The organism is Paenibacillus sp. P32E (assembly GCF_001909085.1).
GTDB lineage: Bacteria > Bacillota > Bacilli > Paenibacillales > Paenibacillaceae > Paenibacillus_AQ > Paenibacillus_AQ helianthi.
The window spans coordinates 246,103-263,404 of sequence record NZ_LVYY01000001.1 but is presented as its reverse complement, the minus strand read 5'-3'; the positions used below and the strand labels follow the sequence as shown (position 1 = coordinate 263,404).

The 17,302-nt window shown below is 49.0% G+C and carries 16 protein-coding genes; 3 read left to right on the top strand and 13 right to left on the bottom strand.

Going from position 1 to position 17,302, the window contains the following annotated elements; all coding sequences use genetic code 11:
* Positions 1–8: 8 nt before the first annotated feature.
* The 9 genes from A3848_RS00880 to A3848_RS00845 all read right to left on the bottom strand — a co-directional run bounded on the left by A3848_RS00880 (position 9) and on the right by A3848_RS00845 (position 8,292).
* Positions 9–950 (bottom strand): glycosyltransferase, encoded by a 942-nt coding sequence (locus A3848_RS00880; protein ID WP_256702110.1) that lies wholly within the window; start codon positions 948–950, stop codon positions 9–11.
* 19 nt (positions 951–969) lie between these two features.
* Complete coding sequence (locus tag A3848_RS00875) at positions 970–1,662, bottom strand: sugar transferase (RefSeq protein WP_074083044.1); 693 nt, start codon at positions 1,660–1,662, stop codon at positions 970–972.
* Positions 1,663–1,715: 53 nt separating this feature from the next.
* Complete coding sequence (gene galU / locus A3848_RS00870) at positions 1,716–2,603, bottom strand: UTP--glucose-1-phosphate uridylyltransferase GalU (protein ID WP_074083042.1); 888 nt, start codon at positions 2,601–2,603, stop codon at positions 1,716–1,718.
* A gap of 142 nt (positions 2,604–2,745) precedes the next feature.
* On the bottom strand, positions 2,746–3,387 hold the full coding sequence (locus A3848_RS00865) for a CpsD/CapB family tyrosine-protein kinase (protein ID WP_074083040.1): 642 nt from the start codon (positions 3,385–3,387) through the stop codon (positions 2,746–2,748).
* Entirely contained in the window at positions 3,371–4,111 is a 741-nt protein-coding gene (locus tag A3848_RS00860; protein WP_074083038.1) for a YveK family protein, read from the bottom strand. The genes A3848_RS00865 and A3848_RS00860 overlap by 17 nt, the downstream gene beginning before the upstream one ends.
* 382 nt (positions 4,112–4,493) lie before the next feature.
* Complete coding sequence (locus A3848_RS00855) at positions 4,494–5,129, bottom strand: response regulator (RefSeq protein ID WP_074083036.1); 636 nt, start codon at positions 5,127–5,129, stop codon at positions 4,494–4,496.
* A gap of 23 nt (positions 5,130–5,152) precedes the next feature.
* Complete coding sequence (locus A3848_RS00850) at positions 5,153–6,670, bottom strand: sensor histidine kinase (RefSeq protein WP_256702109.1); 1,518 nt, start codon at positions 6,668–6,670, stop codon at positions 5,153–5,155.
* Between the two features lie 125 nt (positions 6,671–6,795).
* Positions 6,796–6,957, bottom strand: a complete 162-nt coding sequence (locus A3848_RS32045; RefSeq protein WP_178381870.1) for a hypothetical protein — start codon at positions 6,955–6,957, stop codon at positions 6,796–6,798.
* A 480-nt stretch (positions 6,958–7,437) separates the two neighbouring features.
* Complete coding sequence (locus tag A3848_RS00845; protein ID WP_074083032.1) at positions 7,438–8,292, bottom strand: helix-turn-helix domain-containing protein; 855 nt, start codon at positions 8,290–8,292, stop codon at positions 7,438–7,440.
* Between the two features lie 84 nt (positions 8,293–8,376).
* Here A3848_RS00845 and A3848_RS00840 point away from each other — a divergent pair, with 84 nt between their 5' ends.
* Positions 8,377–10,308, top strand: a complete 1,932-nt coding sequence (locus A3848_RS00840) for a beta-N-acetylhexosaminidase (protein WP_074083030.1) — start codon at positions 8,377–8,379, stop codon at positions 10,306–10,308.
* A 164-nt stretch (positions 10,309–10,472) separates the two neighbouring features.
* Here A3848_RS00840 and A3848_RS00835 read toward each other — a convergent pair whose 3' ends face one another.
* On the bottom strand, positions 10,473–11,549 hold the full coding sequence (locus A3848_RS00835) for a Gfo/Idh/MocA family protein (protein WP_074083028.1): 1,077 nt from the start codon (positions 11,547–11,549) through the stop codon (positions 10,473–10,475).
* 49 nt (positions 11,550–11,598) lie between these two features.
* Complete coding sequence (locus A3848_RS00830; RefSeq protein WP_074083026.1) at positions 11,599–11,913, bottom strand: hypothetical protein; 315 nt, start codon at positions 11,911–11,913, stop codon at positions 11,599–11,601.
* Between the two features lie 131 nt (positions 11,914–12,044).
* On the opposite strand from A3848_RS00830, the gene A3848_RS00825 reads away from it, so the two are divergent.
* Both A3848_RS00825 and A3848_RS00820 read left to right on the top strand, forming a co-directional pair.
* Positions 12,045–12,980 (top strand): hypothetical protein, encoded by a 936-nt coding sequence (locus tag A3848_RS00825; protein WP_074083024.1) that lies wholly within the window; start codon positions 12,045–12,047, stop codon positions 12,978–12,980.
* A gap of 83 nt (positions 12,981–13,063) precedes the next feature.
* A complete protein-coding gene (locus tag A3848_RS00820; RefSeq protein ID WP_371916000.1) occupies positions 13,064–13,303 on the top strand; it encodes an NHLP leader peptide family RiPP precursor in 240 nt (79 codons plus the stop codon).
* 42 nt (positions 13,304–13,345) lie between these two features.
* Here the strand turns inward: A3848_RS00820 and A3848_RS00815 are convergent, their stop codons facing one another.
* Complete coding sequence (locus A3848_RS00815; RefSeq protein WP_256702108.1) at positions 13,346–15,226, bottom strand: sensor histidine kinase; 1,881 nt, start codon at positions 15,224–15,226, stop codon at positions 13,346–13,348.
* Between the two features lie 162 nt (positions 15,227–15,388).
* Positions 15,389–17,284, bottom strand: a complete 1,896-nt coding sequence (locus A3848_RS00810) for a sensor histidine kinase (RefSeq protein ID WP_074083019.1) — start codon at positions 17,282–17,284, stop codon at positions 15,389–15,391.
* Between the last annotated feature and the right edge of the window lie 18 nt (positions 17,285–17,302).

Sequence of the window (17,302 nt, the reverse complement as noted above, 5' to 3'; positions counted from 1 at the left end):
TGTCTCCCTCACCCCGCTGCAGATTCCCTCTTCCGGTTCCAGATCATATGAAGAGTTCCGCGAATACTCTCCAGCCGGCATTTGTTCAGAAGTTTTCTTCCCTGGCTTCTGGAGAGGATCGAGTCAGCCATCACATAGATGACTTTGGCGGCCGTCTTACCCAGCAGGAGCAGATTATCCTTCACACCAGCGCTTTTCATCGCGTTGGATATGCCTTGACTGTAATATCTTTTCATTATCCAATCCTCCGTCAAACGGTTGGCCGGTACGAAATGATCGACAGCCATCTGCGGATGATAAAGAATCGAATGTCCCTGACTTTCAATCTGATTGAACAGCCAGGTCTCTTCACCGGAGAGAAGTGAATCTCCTTTTCTTCCGAGCTCCAGTGGAAACAGGCTGATATCAAAGGCCACCTTGCGCATCGCCATATTCGCGCCGCAGGGATGAAGCCGTTTCGGATATTCCTTAATGCGGTTGCCCAAATCGACGATGGTGTAAGGCAGCTCGAACGGCTTGATCAGCCAATCCGGACGCTTGCTTTCGAAGATTGGAGCAATCTTGCCGCCCATGGCCATGACCTCAGGCTTTTGATCAAACGTGTCTACAATTGTCGTTATCCAATTCCGGCAAGGAATCGCATCATCATCCAGAAAAGCGATGAGCGGCGATTTGGAAGCCAGAATCCCTGTATTCCGGGCCGCCGATAACCCTTGTACCGGCTCCAGAATGTAACGGATATCCATATCTGTACCTTCCGTATCCATAAACCGCTTGACCACTGCTGCCGTATCATCCTTGGAGCTGTTATCCACCAGAATGACTTCGGCCTGATCCAGATTCTCCAGCGGCAACAGCGACTGAAGCGTCTTAAGCAGCAAAGCTGCCCGGTTGTAGGTACAGATGATTATGGAAATCTTAGGAACGTCTCCGTATACAAGCATCGGCATTCACCCAATTCCCATTTTATTAATACGCATCTTTAGAGCCGAGCAGCATCAGGCCTGTCTTGAAGATGATTTTGAGATCCAGCATCGTGCTGCGGATATGGATGTAGGTCAGATCCAGCTGAACCATTTCATCAAATCCGACACTGTTTCTCGCATTTACCTGCCAATAGCCCGTGCAGCCTGGTGTAACCATTAACCGCTGCTTGTCATATTCCGTGTATTGGGCAACTTCCTCCACTAGCGGAGGACGGGGACCCACCAGACTCATATGACCCATCAGCACATTCCAGAGCTGTGGCAATTCATCAATGCTGGTCTTGCGCAGGAATCTTCCTGTACGGGTAATGCGGGGATCATTTTTGATCTTGAACATCGCGCCGCTGACCTCGTTGTAGGCCAAAAGATTCGCTTTCAGCTCCTCGGCATTGGAGACCATGGATCTGAATTTATACATTGGAAACAGCTTCTCATCCTTGCCAACCCGGTTCTGACGGAAGAACACCTTTCCTTTCGGATCTTCCAGCTTAATCAGGATCGCCACCACGATGAACAGCGGCAGCAGCACGAGAAGGCCAAGAGCGGAGAAAAAAATGTCGATAATCCGCTTCATCACCAGATAGGAATCCATTTCTTTACTTCCTTCTTTGGCATGTAGCATGTAAAGTTTCGGCAGGACGGCCTCATAGTCTTCCGGCAGTTTTTGCATGCTCATTTCTCCTCATTCCTCCTAAAAGTTTGCTCTTTTCGAAAGTATAAACTTGGCTTTCAACTATTCAGAGTTAATCCCTCTTTGCTGAGCCATTCAGCCATCGCATCCATCACCGGATACCGCAGATCCTCGCTTTGCAGTGCAAATTCAAGTGTAGTCAAAATATATCCCAGCCGTTCACCGACATCGTATCTCGTACCATCAAAGTTATAAGCATATACCCGCTCGCTCTGATTCAGCTTCTGAATGGCATCCGTGAGCTGAATTTCACCGCCTGCACCTTTTTCCTGAAGGTCCAGGTATTTGAAGATCTTTGGAGTGAACACGTAACGTCCCATGATCGCCAGATTGGATGGCGCGGTGCCAATCGCCGGTTTTTCGACAAAATTATTAACCCGGTACAATCGTCCATCCTGCAAATCGGGTTCAATGATGCCGTAACGGTTGGTGAATTCATCAGGAATTTCCTGGACTCCGATGACTGAATTCTGCGTTTCCTCGTATTGGTCGATCAGCTGCTTCAGGCAGGGAACTTTGCCGGTTACGATGTCGTCACCCAGCATTACGCCAAAGGGCTCGTCTCCGATGAAGCGTCTAGCGCACCATACTGCATGACCCAGACCTTTGGGTTCTTTTTGACGAATATAGTGAATTTCAACTTTCGATGAACGCTGAACCTCTTTCAGCAGCTCCAGCTTGCCGTCTTCCAGCAGTCTGGACTCTAGTTCAAAAGCGTTGTCGAAGTGATCCTCAATTGCGCGTTTCCCTTTACCTGTAACGATGATGATGTCTTCGATGCCGGAAGCGATCGCTTCTTCCACAATGTACTGAATAGTGGGTTTGTTAATGATTGGCAGCATTTCCTTAGGCATTGCTTTCGTCGCCGGAAGGAAGCGCGTTCCTAGTCCTGCTGCGGGGATAATCACCTTTTTTACCTTCTTCATCGCACTTACCTCCTAAGAGTTTTGTAAGCATATGCCTCATCCGAATATTCTTCGTACAAAACTTGCTTCGGAAGCATACACCAGGTTTTGTAAGTATTGGCTCCACTCATTTTCTCTTTAGAACAAAACCCGCTTGGAAGTACTATCTGGTCTGATTCATAGCAATTCCGAGAATTTTCACGCCTGTCTGCTCCATCAGGCCTTTCAGCTTTTTGAGCGACTCGCGTTTGGTCTTGCCGTGTCTGGCAACGATAATCAGTCCATCAGACAGAGGAGCCAGGATGCGTGCATCGCTGAATTCAACTGCCTGTGGCGAATCAAGCAGCACCAGATCAAAGTTCGCCTTCAGTTCCTCCAGCAAGGCTGCCATTCTCTCACTGCCCAGCAGGTCCGGAGGACTCACGCTGGTAATTCCCGCCGGGATTACAGCCAGATTGGCCAGATTGCCGTAAACGGCAATGTCCTTCGCTTCTTCCATGCCCCCGAGATATGCGGCAAGTCCTTGACTGCCTTCAACCTCGAACACATTGTGCAGCCCCGGACGTCTCAGGTTGCAGTCTACAACCGCCACCTTTTTACCGTCCTGTACAAAGGAAACTGCAAGATTCGACAATATCGTCGTCTTGCCTTCCCCGCGTTCAGCAGAAGTGAAGAGGAGCACTTGCCCTCCACTGCCCTTCAGCAGCCCAAGCTGCCTAATGTAAGTGCGCAGCGAGCGGAAGGATTCGGAGATATGCGAGGATGGATTGATGTCCGCAATCAGACTTTTATTCAGCCGTAACATAAGCACCCTCCCCTACTCTTGCTTTAGCGTTTGCCGACTTTCCTAAGTCCCGTTTGCGGATCGCAGGAATGCTGGCGATCACCGGAAGTCCGAGATCGAACTCTGCTTCCTTCTCTGTCCGGAGTGTACCGTTGAGAGTTTCCATCAGCAGAATAATTCCGATTGCTGCCATCAGCGAGACTACAAAACTGATGATAATGTTCATTGTGGATCCGCCGTTAACGGGTCCAGGAACATCAGTAGGATCTGCCGGTGTCAGGAATGCCACGTTGTCCAGATTCATCAGTGCCGGCAAACTGCGGATGAATGTTTGTGAGACCGCGTTTACTATCGTAGCCGCTTTGGTGTAGCTCTCATCCTGTACGCTCAGGTTGATCACCTGGCTTTTTTCCGAAGACTTAATCTGCAGCTTGCCAGCCAATTGCTGTTCTGTCAGATTGAACTCCGGATGTTCTGCTACTACGCTCTTCATAATCGTTGGCGACTTCATAATTTCCTTATAGCTCTCGATGAGGTTGAGACTGAAGTTCAGATTATTAAGATTGTTGCTCTCGGGGACATTCGCGGCGTTGTTGACGAGCAGCTGTCCGGAGGCTGAGTAGACAGGCACGACGAAGTTCTTGCTGACATAGAAGGTGGTGGCACAGGAGATTAATACAAACAGTGTGATTAACCATAACCTCTTCTTTATCAGGTTAATGTAATCTAAAATCGTCTTTTCCACAGTAACCCTCCTTCCGCATTCGTTGCATTCTGAAAGCAATCATGAAAGTTTCAGATATCTTGCTTTTATTTTATCAATCTCCGGGAATCCCCACATGGGTCATACCATCACTTTAATCTTCACTTTCGTGTGAGGAGGTTTACTACAAAAGAGGGACCGCATGGTATACTTTAGTACCATAAGACTGGAAAAGCCTGACAAGCCGTGGCATGAATAGCTACGTCCGCAGGCATATGGGCATGTACATCCTGTTCAGATTCTGTTCAGATGGCTTTTCTAACATCAGAGGAAATACAAAAATCGTACGAAAAAACCTCCTGAAGGCAAAAAAAAACACAGACTATTACGTCCGTGTTCTTACATAATTTAAATTAAATGGAAGTTAATCGTATGACATTTCATACTTGGTGAGCCCCACCGCGTTCGCGTATAGTGCTGCCTGTGTCCGGTCAGCCACTTGAAGCTTCGCCAGAATCTGGCTAACATGCTTTTTCACCGTGAACTCACTGATGAACAGCCTTGAGGCGATTTCCCGGTTGCTTGCCCCCTGTCCAAGCTCAATGAGCACCTCTTTTTCTTTCGGAGTCAATTCGTCTGTTGGACTGTTGCCGTTCATCCGCATCTTATCTTCCATCAGTCCGGGGTCATAATACTTTCGGCCTTTGTGAACCAGCTGAATGGCAAACAGCAGTTCCTCAGGCAGCGCTTCTTTGAGAACATACCCGTCAACCAGTACTTCTTCCGCCTTCAGGAAATCCTCCCGGCTCGCCGATGAGGTCAATAGGATGAATTTGCTGATCACCCCACGTGAACGCGCTGCTTTGATGACATCCAGACCTGATTCATCGGCCAGCTTGAGATCAATAAGCACAAGATCAGGCTGCGTCTCTTCTATGATCAGAAGAGCTTCTTGGCCATTCGTTGCTTCGCCGGCGAAATGCAGATTCGACTGCATGGAAATGACCGCCGCGAGTCCTCTTCTAACCAATGGGTGATCATCAACAATGACGATTTTCACTAGAACGACCTCCTGCCTAAAGTTTATGCATTTTTTAGTTCAGCCACGCCGACAGGTATCGAAATTAATATTCTGGTGCCTGCATTCTCACTGCTGGACAACTGGAAGTCACCGCCTAGGGATTGTGCCAGATACTGCATATTCTTCATGCCTAGTCCGCCGGTATTATCCTCGGATTCGGTCCAGAGCAGATCAGTATCGAAACCAACGCCATCGTCGCTTATCGAAAGTCTGATCCATTTCGGCTTAAGTGACAGTTCGACATCCACCCGGCTGGCAGCACCATGACGTATGGCATTGCCTGTCGCTTCGGATATAATCCGGAAGAGCGCCTTGTGGTAAGGATAAGGAAGACTGAAATCATCCCCCGTTATTTTTAACTCAATTTCCACATCATTCAACCTGGATAAGCTTTTTAAATGTGATCTAACCATGCCCAGCCATGTAGGACCGCCGCTCTTTTTGGAGCTGAGGCTGTAAATGGTAATGCGTAGCTCCTTTGCAACCTTGGTAGCTGAATCATGGATCAACTCGATTTGCTCCTCCAGCTCGGATTCGGACATCTTCCGCCAGGCCTGCTTCAGAGAATGAGTAGCGTAGACAATGCCGAAAAGGCTCTGCGACACGCTATCATGCATTTCATCGGCAATCCGGTTCTGCTCATTGGTGATGATCAGCCGGTTCTCAATAACGCCAAGCTCATGACGCTCCAGAATAATGGCGCTCAGCTCCGAAAGAAACATTAACTGCTGGATGTACCATCTGCGGCCTTCCAGCCCCTCCGATGCTTCCAGCTTGACGCCAATCATGCCCACAAAACGTGTACTCATTCTCACAGGCATGAGCAGAAAGTCTCCGAGTCCGGGTAGGCTTTTAAATACAGGTTCGCGCTGCAATCTCCATTCATGCTCATGCTTTTCCAGCTCTGCAAACAGGAACCATTCCTCCTCCTGCTGCCAGCCGGTCTGACGGCTCTCAGGGGCAGGCTCCCCACTCTTCTTTGCAAACCAGAACAATGCTTTGTCCAGCTTAGTAAGCTTCACCACATAATCCGTAATGACTTGCCCGATGTTCATAAAATCATGCTGACTTGAAGTCTCTACAATGTGATAGAGCGATTTAATATGCTCCATGGTTTCGTTCGTCCGTGCGTTTGCCGCTTCCCGCTGCCGCTTGATCCGATTGACCATTTGCATAATTATAACCGTAAGTACCAGGACTAGAAACAGGTTGCCGTTATCAAGCACTGCTTCTGCAAATGTTTTACCGGATGAGTTCATGAAAAAGTAACAAAATACAGAGAATATCCCAAAATATCCAAACAACAGGCTCCAACTGAAGTAAAAGGACAGGGAACCTGCTGCGATGAGTACTGGATTAAGCACGTATAGTTTAAACGGACTGTCATATCCGCCAGTACACAACGCCAGTACAATGATTCCAGCGATCTCAATGCTCACTGCAAGCATAAGAACACGCGGCCATTTACGCAGCCTCCGGTAATAAACAGTGAATACTAGGGCAAATAAAAATAACAGCATGATTAATAGGGATTTATAAAAGACGGAAGGTCCCGTATGATCCAGGAGGTACATCAATGATGTGAGGGACAAAGAAATGTTTCTGTAAAGTGTAATCATTCTGTCTTCCGCGGTTGCTTTAATTTTCATCCCACCACCCTATTCTCCAGTTTTTGGAAAATGCGAGCTTTTTCTAAGCTTTGTTTAAAAGCATCATACATGAGAAAAATCACAATAACAAGTTCCTGTTTTTGTTGATAACGTTTACATTTGATGATTTTTGCATTAAATAGGGCTTTTTTTTTCAAAGGATCATCAAATCCAATCCATCTTTTCTAAAGATAGCGAATTCATTAATAAGTAATATATTCCAGCATGCATTTAAACTAAAAACAGCCTGCCCTTAAAATGGGGCAGACTGTTTTGTCAGCTGAAATCTATGGTTGTGGTAATCGTTCCAGTCTTTCGAAGTCTACTCGGTCACCGACGGCAAAGCTTTGGGCAACTTGGATGAATTACAAATGCAAATCTGATAGCGTTGTTCGCCAACGATATGATAACCAGTGGATAAAATACGTACGGTGTGGTTGTGTATATCCACCTTATGGAGACTGCGGCAACTGATGCAGTAAAATTCCCTCATGGCTTCATCTCCGGCATAGTCTATAAGAACTATCGTGATTCTGCAAATATTCCCTAAATAATAACATTTAATTTTTGCCGATGTCAATGAAAAAACCGCAAATTCCGACATATATACGTCATATGAAGTAGAAATTTGTCGGTAATTATAAGCTTTTGCGGCAGTTGAGCGGAGACATGCCCATATATTTCTTGAATAACCTTGAAAAATAAAAACAATCGGCGTAATGCAGCATCCCGGCTATCGCTTTTACCTGAAGGGAGGTGTTAAGCAGCAGATGCTTCGCTTCAGCCATTTTGAGCCGGTGGATATACTCATGCAAAGGGTATCCGCTGCTGTGCCGCACAAGGCGGCGAAGGGTTGACATGGAAATATGATGTCTGGCAGCAATGTCCGAAAGATCCGGCGTTCCGTAGATGCAGGTGTTCAACGCTTCGCGGATTTGGGGCATAATGTCGGCCTCCCGTGTCCAGGCAAAGCCTTGAGTGATTAGCGAGCACTCCAGCAATATCCCCTCCAGCATAGCTGCCGCTCTGTCCGCATCTGCAGGTACACCGCCTTCCATCAGTCCGAGCACCTGCTCGAATAGGGAAGTGAGCCCCTGAAATGCAGCAGCCTCGAATACCGTCCCCCCCTCAATAAGTCCCGCTTCCAGCCATTCGGTCACACGGGTACCTGTGAAATTAACATAGTATTCGTCCCAGCTTCCTCCCTGCGGAGGTCCGAAGCTGTAATTGCAGCCCGGACGGAAGAAAAACAGGCTTCCGGCACGCACCTGCTGTATCTTGCCGCCGTTCTCCCTATAGGTACCGTTCCCGGATAAAATATATACAAGTGCCCAATGTTCGAATACAACGTTTGTACGAAACAATATTCTTCCCGGAAGATGACCCGCTTGACCTATCTGTATCGCCTTCAGCCTGAGCCTGGAAGACTCTACTTTGGGATCAATAATCCTTATGGGGTATGGACTGATCATATAATCCATGACCTCGGACATGATGTGCATTCCTCCCTCTATCCAGGAGTGATATGGTTAATCTGAAGATGATCATATTCTACATGAACAAGAGGTGTCCACGCTATGTCTGATAATCATCCATTGCAGCTGTTTCCTAAGCCACAGGTGCTGGTCAGGTCCGAAGGCCGGTTCCAGCATCCCTCCGCAGGAAGCATAGTTCTTGCGGGAGAAGCAGAGGGTTCCGTTCTTCCTGCCGCGCACAGGCTTCAGCTCATCCTGTCGCAGGTCCTGCAGCTCAGTCTATCCTTGTCTGTAGGCACACGTTCAGCTACCCGTTCCGTCTATCACTTTAGTTATAGTCCCCTGCTACCCGCACAGGGCTATGAAATCCGCATCGATTCGAGCGGAATTGCCGTCATTTACGGTTCTCCAGAAGGAGCCTATTATGCTACAGCCACGCTAAAACAAATTTTGCAGCAATTCGGCAGGAGCATCCCGTATCTGCAGATTATGGACCAGCCTGACTTTGCCGCCAGAGGACTAATGATCGATATCAGCCGCAACAAAATCCCGAGGCTCGAAACCCTTTACCACATTATTGATTTCATGGCGGATCTGAAGCTGAACCAGCTACAGTTATATATAGAAGGTTCTCCATTCGCTTACGAGTCCTTTCCACAGGTCTGGGAGCTGGAAACGCCCATCACCGGGGAGGAAATTCTGCTGCTGGACGCCTATTGCAAGGAACGTTATATCGAGCTGGTTCCGAATCAAAACAGCTTCGGGCACATGGAAGGCTGGCTGACCCGTCCGGAGTTCAATACCCTGGCCGAAATTCCGGAAGGCTTCATGCTCCCGGAGAATATGTACGACAGCGAAATGTACCCGGAAGGACTGTTCATGCACCCCGGTACCTTCCATACCGAAGATCCCGAAGTCCTCGAACTGTTAGGAACCATGTATGACGACCTCCTTCCTTATTTCACATCGAAGCAGTTCAATGTAGGCTGTGATGAGACGTATGAACTGGGTCTTGGCAAAAGCAAAGCTTCGGCCGGGGCCGCAGGCAAAGGTCAGCTGTATTTGTCTTTCCTGCAGAAGATTCATAAGCTTGTCCTGGAGCGCGGCAAAACGATGCAGTTCTGGGGAGATATTATCATCCAGCACCCCGAGCTTATCCCCCAGCTGCCCAAAGATATCATTGCTATGGAATGGGGCTACAGCGCAGCCCATCCGTTTGAGGCAGATACGCTGAAATTCCGGGAAGCGGGGATTCCGTTCTACGTATGCCCCGGAACCAGCTCCTGGAATTCACTCACGGGTCGCAGCGATAACATGCTGGCCAATCTGCGCAGCGCTGCAGTGCATGGCAAAAATAATGGTGCCATCGGCTACCTGATCACCGACTGGGGTGATTTCGGACATTGGCAGCACCTGCCCGTCAGCTATGCCGGATTCGCCTATGGTGCGGCAGTAGCCTGGAACGTGGAGAATAATCTTGAAGCAGATGTTGCCGCTTATCTGAATACAGCCGTCTTCCATGACCGCTCGGGCAAAATCGGTCAGCTGCTGCTTGATCTGGGCAACTATTACAAGTATGAATCTGGGGTTGTCCGTCCCAATGATACGGAAATGTCCATGCTGATGCGTACCCCGCTGCATCAGGTGCAGCTTGTCACCAACCTGACGCACGGGCACTTCGATCAATTGGAGCATTATATAGAAGGAATAGAAGCACAGCTGGAGCAGTTGGAGCTTGGATGCGGCGATGCCCGTCTTGTCCTGGAGGAGCTGCGGAATGGCATTCATTTTGTACAGCATGCAGTGCAGCTGGCCCGAATTAAGAAACATCTGGCACAGGGTGCCGGCCCATTAGACCCGTCCCTGATCCACAGGCAGATCAAAGACCTTGACCTTCTGCTTCACCACTACCGCCAGCTGTGGATTCAGCGTAACCGGCCCGGCGGTTTGGAGCAAAGTGTCTCGAAGCTGGTCCGGCTCCGCTCCGAGTACATCGGGCTGGCTGCTGAGTTAACCGGTTCGGCAGCATTATAACTCCTCATCTAACCTGTAAGAACAAGTAACTGTAAGAACCAACTGTTAAAAAGCCAAAAAGCTGCCCTGCCGCATGTCACTGCGAACGGGCAGTTTTTTTTGGGCAATCAATGGCATTTCTGCCGTAGTTGAAGGTGCCAAACCCGGTTCCCCGCGGCGCAGGCTCATTCCACCGCCCAGGGCTGACGCTGCGAGACTACCGTCTCGCCGCTCCCGGCTGCCTGTTCCAGCAGCAGCGCCAAATATTGGTCCTGGCTTCCTTCAGCCAGGCTATAGAATGATGGCCCGCCTTGGATATATTGCTGCATCCGGGTAAGACTCTCTGCGATGGCAAGCTCATCATCCGACAGGCGCCCAGGTCCATATGGATTCTTGTACAGCCATTCTCCATCGGCCATAATTCCCTTGAGGTAAAAGCCCTCCAGATTCCCGCCATGCCCAGCATCGATCCGGCGGAGCTTGCTGTACAGCGGCGTGTCATAGGCCTGCAGCCAGGATACGTCATGATCCCTTATCTCCCCACGCTCCCCGCGAACGAGGACACGGTTGCCGCGGATCCAGGAAAAATACTGCTCACCGGTGAAATCGAATACACCCAGCTTATCCCCAAAATCCAGCGTTGCCAGGGTCTGGACAGCCTGCACCGGTACTTCGGCGGAAGGTGGACCGCTCCGCTGCGGTCCTTGAAGGTTCGGGGAGCGGAAATTCTGAGCACGGATTCTGACATCCTCGAAGCCCATGCCGAGCAGTTGGCGGATCAGACTGATTCCGTGATAACCATGCGCAGCGGATACCTGAGCCTGGCTGACGGCTCCAAGCCTGCCTGATGCAGCGAGTCTAATTCTTGCGGCGTGCATCGGCTGGAACAAGTACTGCTCAGCAATCTGAATCTTCGCGGAGCGGCCCACTCGGTTCCATAGCTCCTTGAGCTGTGCCAGGTCTGAAGCGGGAGGCGTCTCAGCCAGCACCGGAATCCCATCCTCGGCCAATCGGATCACGTAGGCTGTACTGATATCTTTTTTCAAACTCACTACGGTGAATGAAAAAGCTCCCGATGAGATATATTCCTCGATGGTGGTGAACACCTTTACACCCCAAGTTCTGCTAAGAGCTGCTGCCTTTTCCTTATTCCTGACAAACATGGCCCCAACGGTAAACCGCTCCGGCAGTTCTCGGGCGATCCTTAAATAGAACTCCGCACGCCAGCCCCCGCCCACCAGTCCAAATACTACTTTATCCATACCTAATTCCCCTTCACCCTTAATATCTTGGTCAACCCACGCAGTAGAATTATTCTCCTCTCTTCCCTCCTTGTTCCTTCATATAGTTCCAGCGCTGTTCTTCATATTGGTTCTCCAACATTTCCCGCTCTCTCCGCTCCAAAAAATCCCGGTTATGGCTCTCCTTCAAGCTCGCTTCATCCTCGTAAATCCTCCATAGATCGGAGAACAGATAATCCTTAATTTCTACGAAAACCCCATCCATCCTTCCCCCTTGCCAGAGCAATCCGGCAGAGGTCCGAAGCACTATACGCCCATCAGGAGTGGCCGCCTTTTGTCCCAAGCGGATATGCATCAGCATTTGCCCGAACGTATACCATTCCATAGTAGAATTCCCCCTCGAATTTAGATTGAAAACACCTGACGGGAAGACTATAATCATCTTGAATAACCATTTATTACCTGTAAATGCGAACCATAAATCCTTCAAAAAAGCTGATGACAGGAGACAAAACTATGGATTGGCTGCATGATTTCGATGAAGAGCTCCGTTTGGTATTTAAGGACTGCAGCAGCATTATTTCAGGATTCCCTGAACCGATTCGTGCCCAAGGACTATCCTATCTCGAACAGTTTAACGTGTTTAGTACAGGAAGCCACAAAAATTACATCTGTTATCTGCTTCCCTTCTGGCTTAGGGACGGCTATGGTCTTACGGATGCGGAAGTCCGGCAACTGTCGGTGGGCAATGTCTTTTGTATGCTGTATTTCTTCATTCAGGATGACTTGATTGACAGCAGCGAGGACAGTGCAGCCCGCAAGCTCCCGCTTGCCAATCTGCTGTATGTTGAATTTCTCAACAGATACAGACCGCTATTCCCGTCGGACTCACTCTTCTGGCTCTGCTTCAACCGTTATATCCTGGAGTGGGCTGACAGTATGGCCGGTGAGGCGCATGGGGATTATTTTCTGAATGACCGCCTGAAGATTTCTCACAAAGCCAGTCCGCTGAAGCTTACCAGTACAGCTGTCCTGTTGTACTCCGGCAATGCTTCATTGATTACGGAAGCGGAAGATGTACTCCACACGATACTGCTGACGCTGCAAATGCTGGACGACTACGAGGATTGGGAGCAGGATCTTGCCGGGGGGAGCTACAACTGTCTGCTGTCACTGGTCTGCTGTCATTTCAACACTCAAAGGGAAGCGCTTACCAAAACACAGGTCAAGGATTATATTTATACCACAGGCGGACTTGCCGAGTATGCCGAGACGGCATTATCCAATCACAGAAAGCTGGAGCATTGCCAGCTCAACGCCCCTCATCTCATATCCTTCCACCAGATGATGGTTAAGAATCTGCAGCACATGGCCGCAGCCATTGAAGCCGAAAAGCAGCTTTTGCAGCACGGGGGTCTCAGCTACTGGTTATCCAAACATATTAATCTGTAAATAGGAAATAGGATGTAGAATAATAGATTGGGCTATGCTATACTGATCAGGAAAATATAACCATTTTGGGAAGGGTGATTATTTTGTCAGAAGCAATTCTCCGAAATCAAGTGATTCAGAAGGCATGGGAAGATCCGGGTTTCAAGCAAAGATTACTCACAGATCCAAAAGCAGCCCTCCAAGAAGCGCTAGGCATTCAACTTCCCGATGATATTACACTTAAGACCGTTGAAGAAGGATCCAACGAGTTCTACCTGGTTATCCCGCCTAGTCCGGCATCAGGTGTAATGAAAACGGACTTTAACACACTTAGCACCTGGTAATACTACACAGCACCTGGTAAGCCTACACAGCACCTGGTAATCCTAAACAAGCTTAGCTTCATAGGAGCCAGAACCATCCGGCGCTTCTGCCAAAGGCAGAGTGGTAATGGATTCGGTTCCGGCTCCTTTTGTGCTTATGAAGCGGACTTCGCCCCCCATCGCCTCAATAATCCGGAACGTCACCATCAGTCCGAGTCCCGTTCCTTTGGTCTTGTTAGAAGAGAAATAAGGCTCTCCCAACCGGCTCAGAACCCATGGATCCATCCCCGACCCGTTGTCCTTGATATGAATGAATGCTTTATCCCCTTTGGCATAGGCCGTAATATGAATGCTCCCATCCTCTCCCAGCGACTCAATACTGTTCTTGATAATATTAATGAATGCCTGCTTGAACTTGGAGGAATTGCCCTTCACCCATAAATTGCCGGCGACCTCAAGCACCATCTTGCCTCCGTTCAAATGGCATAGCGGCAGCAGGATACTCTCGATATGCTTACATTCATCCTGGACACTGAGCAGGGAGATCTTCTCGAATTCGGGTTTGGCAAATGTAAGAAAATCCGTAATGATATTGGATGCGCGATCCAGCTCGCTGAGGGCCATGAATAAATACCGTCTCTCATCACCGCTCGACTTTTCGCTTAGAAGCTGCAGAAACCCTCTTGTCACCTGCAGGGGATTGCGCACCTCATGCGCCACCGATGCAGCCAGCTCGCTGATAATCTCCATTTTTTCGGACCGCTGCAATTCGTTGTTGAACAGCTCCAGCTCCCGTGAATATTTGACAACCTGCTGATGGTTCAAAGCGAGACGGCGCCCAAGGATGATGATCAGTGAGAGAATGAACACCACCAGCGCCCACTTCCAGTAGATCAGATCATAATTGCCCTGCCGGATGTAATACCACACCAGCTCACCCGCCCCGGTCACGGCAGCAGTACCAAACCCGACGGCAAAGGTGATTGCATCCTTGTTCCCCCGCAGAGAGAACAGGACGACACAGGCGGTCAGAAGGATAAACTGCAGAATCATGATAATGCCGATCACGGAGGCAGACACAAAATAATAAAATTCCACCAGCCGGTTGCCCGACAGGTAATTCACAATCAGACAGACCATGCAGAACATGGAGTACACCACCTGAAATTTACGAAAACGGCGGATGATTCCACGCTTGCCGCTGCCAAAAATTTTCTCGAATAAAAAGGTTAATGCAGGCAGAAGCGACAGCAGTGCCATATCGAAAAGCACGACGCTAAGCGGGCCTAAATAACTGAAGAAGGTGTAGGTAAAGGGAGAATAAGTAATGGATAGAATCCCGGTGGAGGCGATAACTATGGACAGGGAAGCCGCGATAGGGAAATATTCCTTGTTCAAGTAAAATGAGCAAACAAAAAGAACGATAGCCACGAACAGAAAAGCGCCGCCCAAGACTACATCGACCAGTCCGTTTTTTGAATAATCCTTAATCAGGAGACTATGCTCACCCAGCAGCACTTTATCTTTGATTCCGATGCGGTCTTGCAGGGTCTCCGTCCATATGTATAAGGTTTTGCCGTTGTCTTGGGTACTAAGGGGGATAAGCAAGGAATAATTGTCATGGATGAAGCTGCGGTCGCCCTCCAGAATGAGACGGTCCCCTGCATACACCTTAACATGCAGCGCGTATAACGTATTAATGTAGACCGCAGGCGAAGTATACCCGTTCTCCGGTAACGTTATCCGCGTCCACGCGGAGGAAATTCCCTTGGGAAGCTCAGGTGTACCTTGCAGAGCGTGGACCTCCATCCATCCCTGCTCGTCCGCAAGCGGAACCTCCCGGCCTGTCTCCCCGTCCGGGCTTCCCCATTTCATCTGCCAGTTTGTGATTTCTGTGGAGCCATACCGACCTTCTGCCGATGCCTGAAGCACACCACAAGCCATACAAAGTACGAATAGAACTACCGATAGATGTAGAATTCTAGCGAACAAGCGCATGCGAGCACCTCAGAAGTAAATTTCAGAAGCTATTGTTCTGTTATTGTTAGTACTTCGCCCCATCTACAGTCCATCCCTTCAAAAAAACGGAATTAACCAAAATAATTCCTATTTATTTGTGGACGATGGTAATTTAACAATCACCTGGGTGCCTTCACCTTTACGGCTCTCAAATTGAATGGAGCCGTTCATAGCTTCAATAATCCGGAACGTCACCATTAGGCCAAGCCCGGTCCCCTTCTTTTTATTCGAATAATACGGTTCACCCAGATGCGCCAGCTCGCTCACTTTCATCCCTTCCCCGTTGTCCTGCACACTGATAATGACATGCTCGCCAGACTTCCATGCAGCAATAGTAATCAGCCCATCTTCCTCAAGGGATTCAATGGCGTTTTTGATCAGATTGATAAAAGCCTGCTTGAACTTGGAGGTGCTGCCCAGTACCTGGAGTCCGCTCTGCAGCTGAAGCTTGATGGCCCCTCCCTGCATGTTGGCCAGCGGTACCAGAATGCCCGAGATATGCTTAAGCTCCTCCGCTACTTCAAAGCTGTCCAGTGAATCAGGTCCAGGCTTGGCAAAGGTCAGAAAGTCCGTGATGATAAGCGAAGCTCTGTCCAGCTCTTCTAAGGCCATTTGCAGGTACTCCTTCTCCTTCTTGCCGGAGCGTTCCCCCAGAATCTGCAAAAATCCGCGGGTAACCTGCAGGGGGTTACGTACCTCATGAGCCACCGAGGCCGCGAGTTCGCTAATAATCTCCATTTTCTCCGACCGCTGCAGATCATCATTGAATCTCTCCAGCTCCCGGGAATATTCTAGTGCCTGTTCATGATTGCTGGCGAATCTTCTCCCCAGAATGATAATAAGCGAAAGGACAAACACAATGACCCCCCACTTCCACCATTGCAAGTGATAACTGCCGTTGGCATAGTACAGAACCAGCTCCGTTAGTGTCAATAGAGCAAATACCGAGAACCCGACCGAGAAGATCACCGCATCGCTATTCCCCCGGAATGCAGCCTGAACAGCCACGTACAACAAATAGATCACTTGCATCATCATCAATAGACCCAGAACATCTACGGTGAAGATTCTATAGATTCCGTCTAACCGGTAAGACATCAGAGCGTTGATAACCAGAAATAGTACACAGATTAGAGAGTAGCCCAGCTGAAATTGACGCAGCCGCATAATGAGTCCATGCCGGCCTGGACTAAAGATTTGCTCAAAGTAAAATGTAAACGACGGCAACAGTGTCAATAACGCCAGATCGAAGCAGATCTCTATCCAATGTCCCCGGGTGTGCAAAATAATCGGCAAAAACGGCGAATAGGTGATGAACAGTATGCCAAAGCAAACAATGACCAGAACCAGAAAAAAACCGCCCTTGAAGAAATCCAGCTTGAGAAACAGCAAACAAACCATCAATGCCGCACCCATAAATAAAAAAGCAACACCAATCACAATATCCGCCAAATCCTGCTTCACATAAACAGCCAGCAGTTTGCCGTAGCTTCCTGCTGTGATTGTGCCATCAACCCCAAAGTCCTGACCGGTTCCGCTGCTCCACAGATAAAGCCGGGAAGGCTCCCCGGCGCCAGACAAAGGGATCAACACCTTGCTCCCATTATAATTCACTACATCCTGAGAATCATAAATGAGCTTATTATCCATATAAGCCCTGAGATTATTCCCATAGACCTTATCAATCAAAAGGGCCGGGTTTGCCCCGGTCTCCGGGAGAGAAAAGCGAAGCCAGACGGCTGTAGCCCCTGCTGGAGCCAGGGGTCTGGCAGATTGCCCGGCAATTGAGATCCAATCCCTGTCAGGGGCCGAAGCTGCTGCAGCAGGATTGCACACAGCTGAGTCTTCCCATTTCAACTCCCAGCCTGTCAATAAGGTTCCCGCCTTGCCGCTCCACTGTGAGGCAATAGCCGTAGGCACTATAACAATCAGCAGCAGCATTGTGAAAATAACTGCCGCTGCCTTTGTTGATGAAAACTTCATTGTGGCACCTCAGTAAAT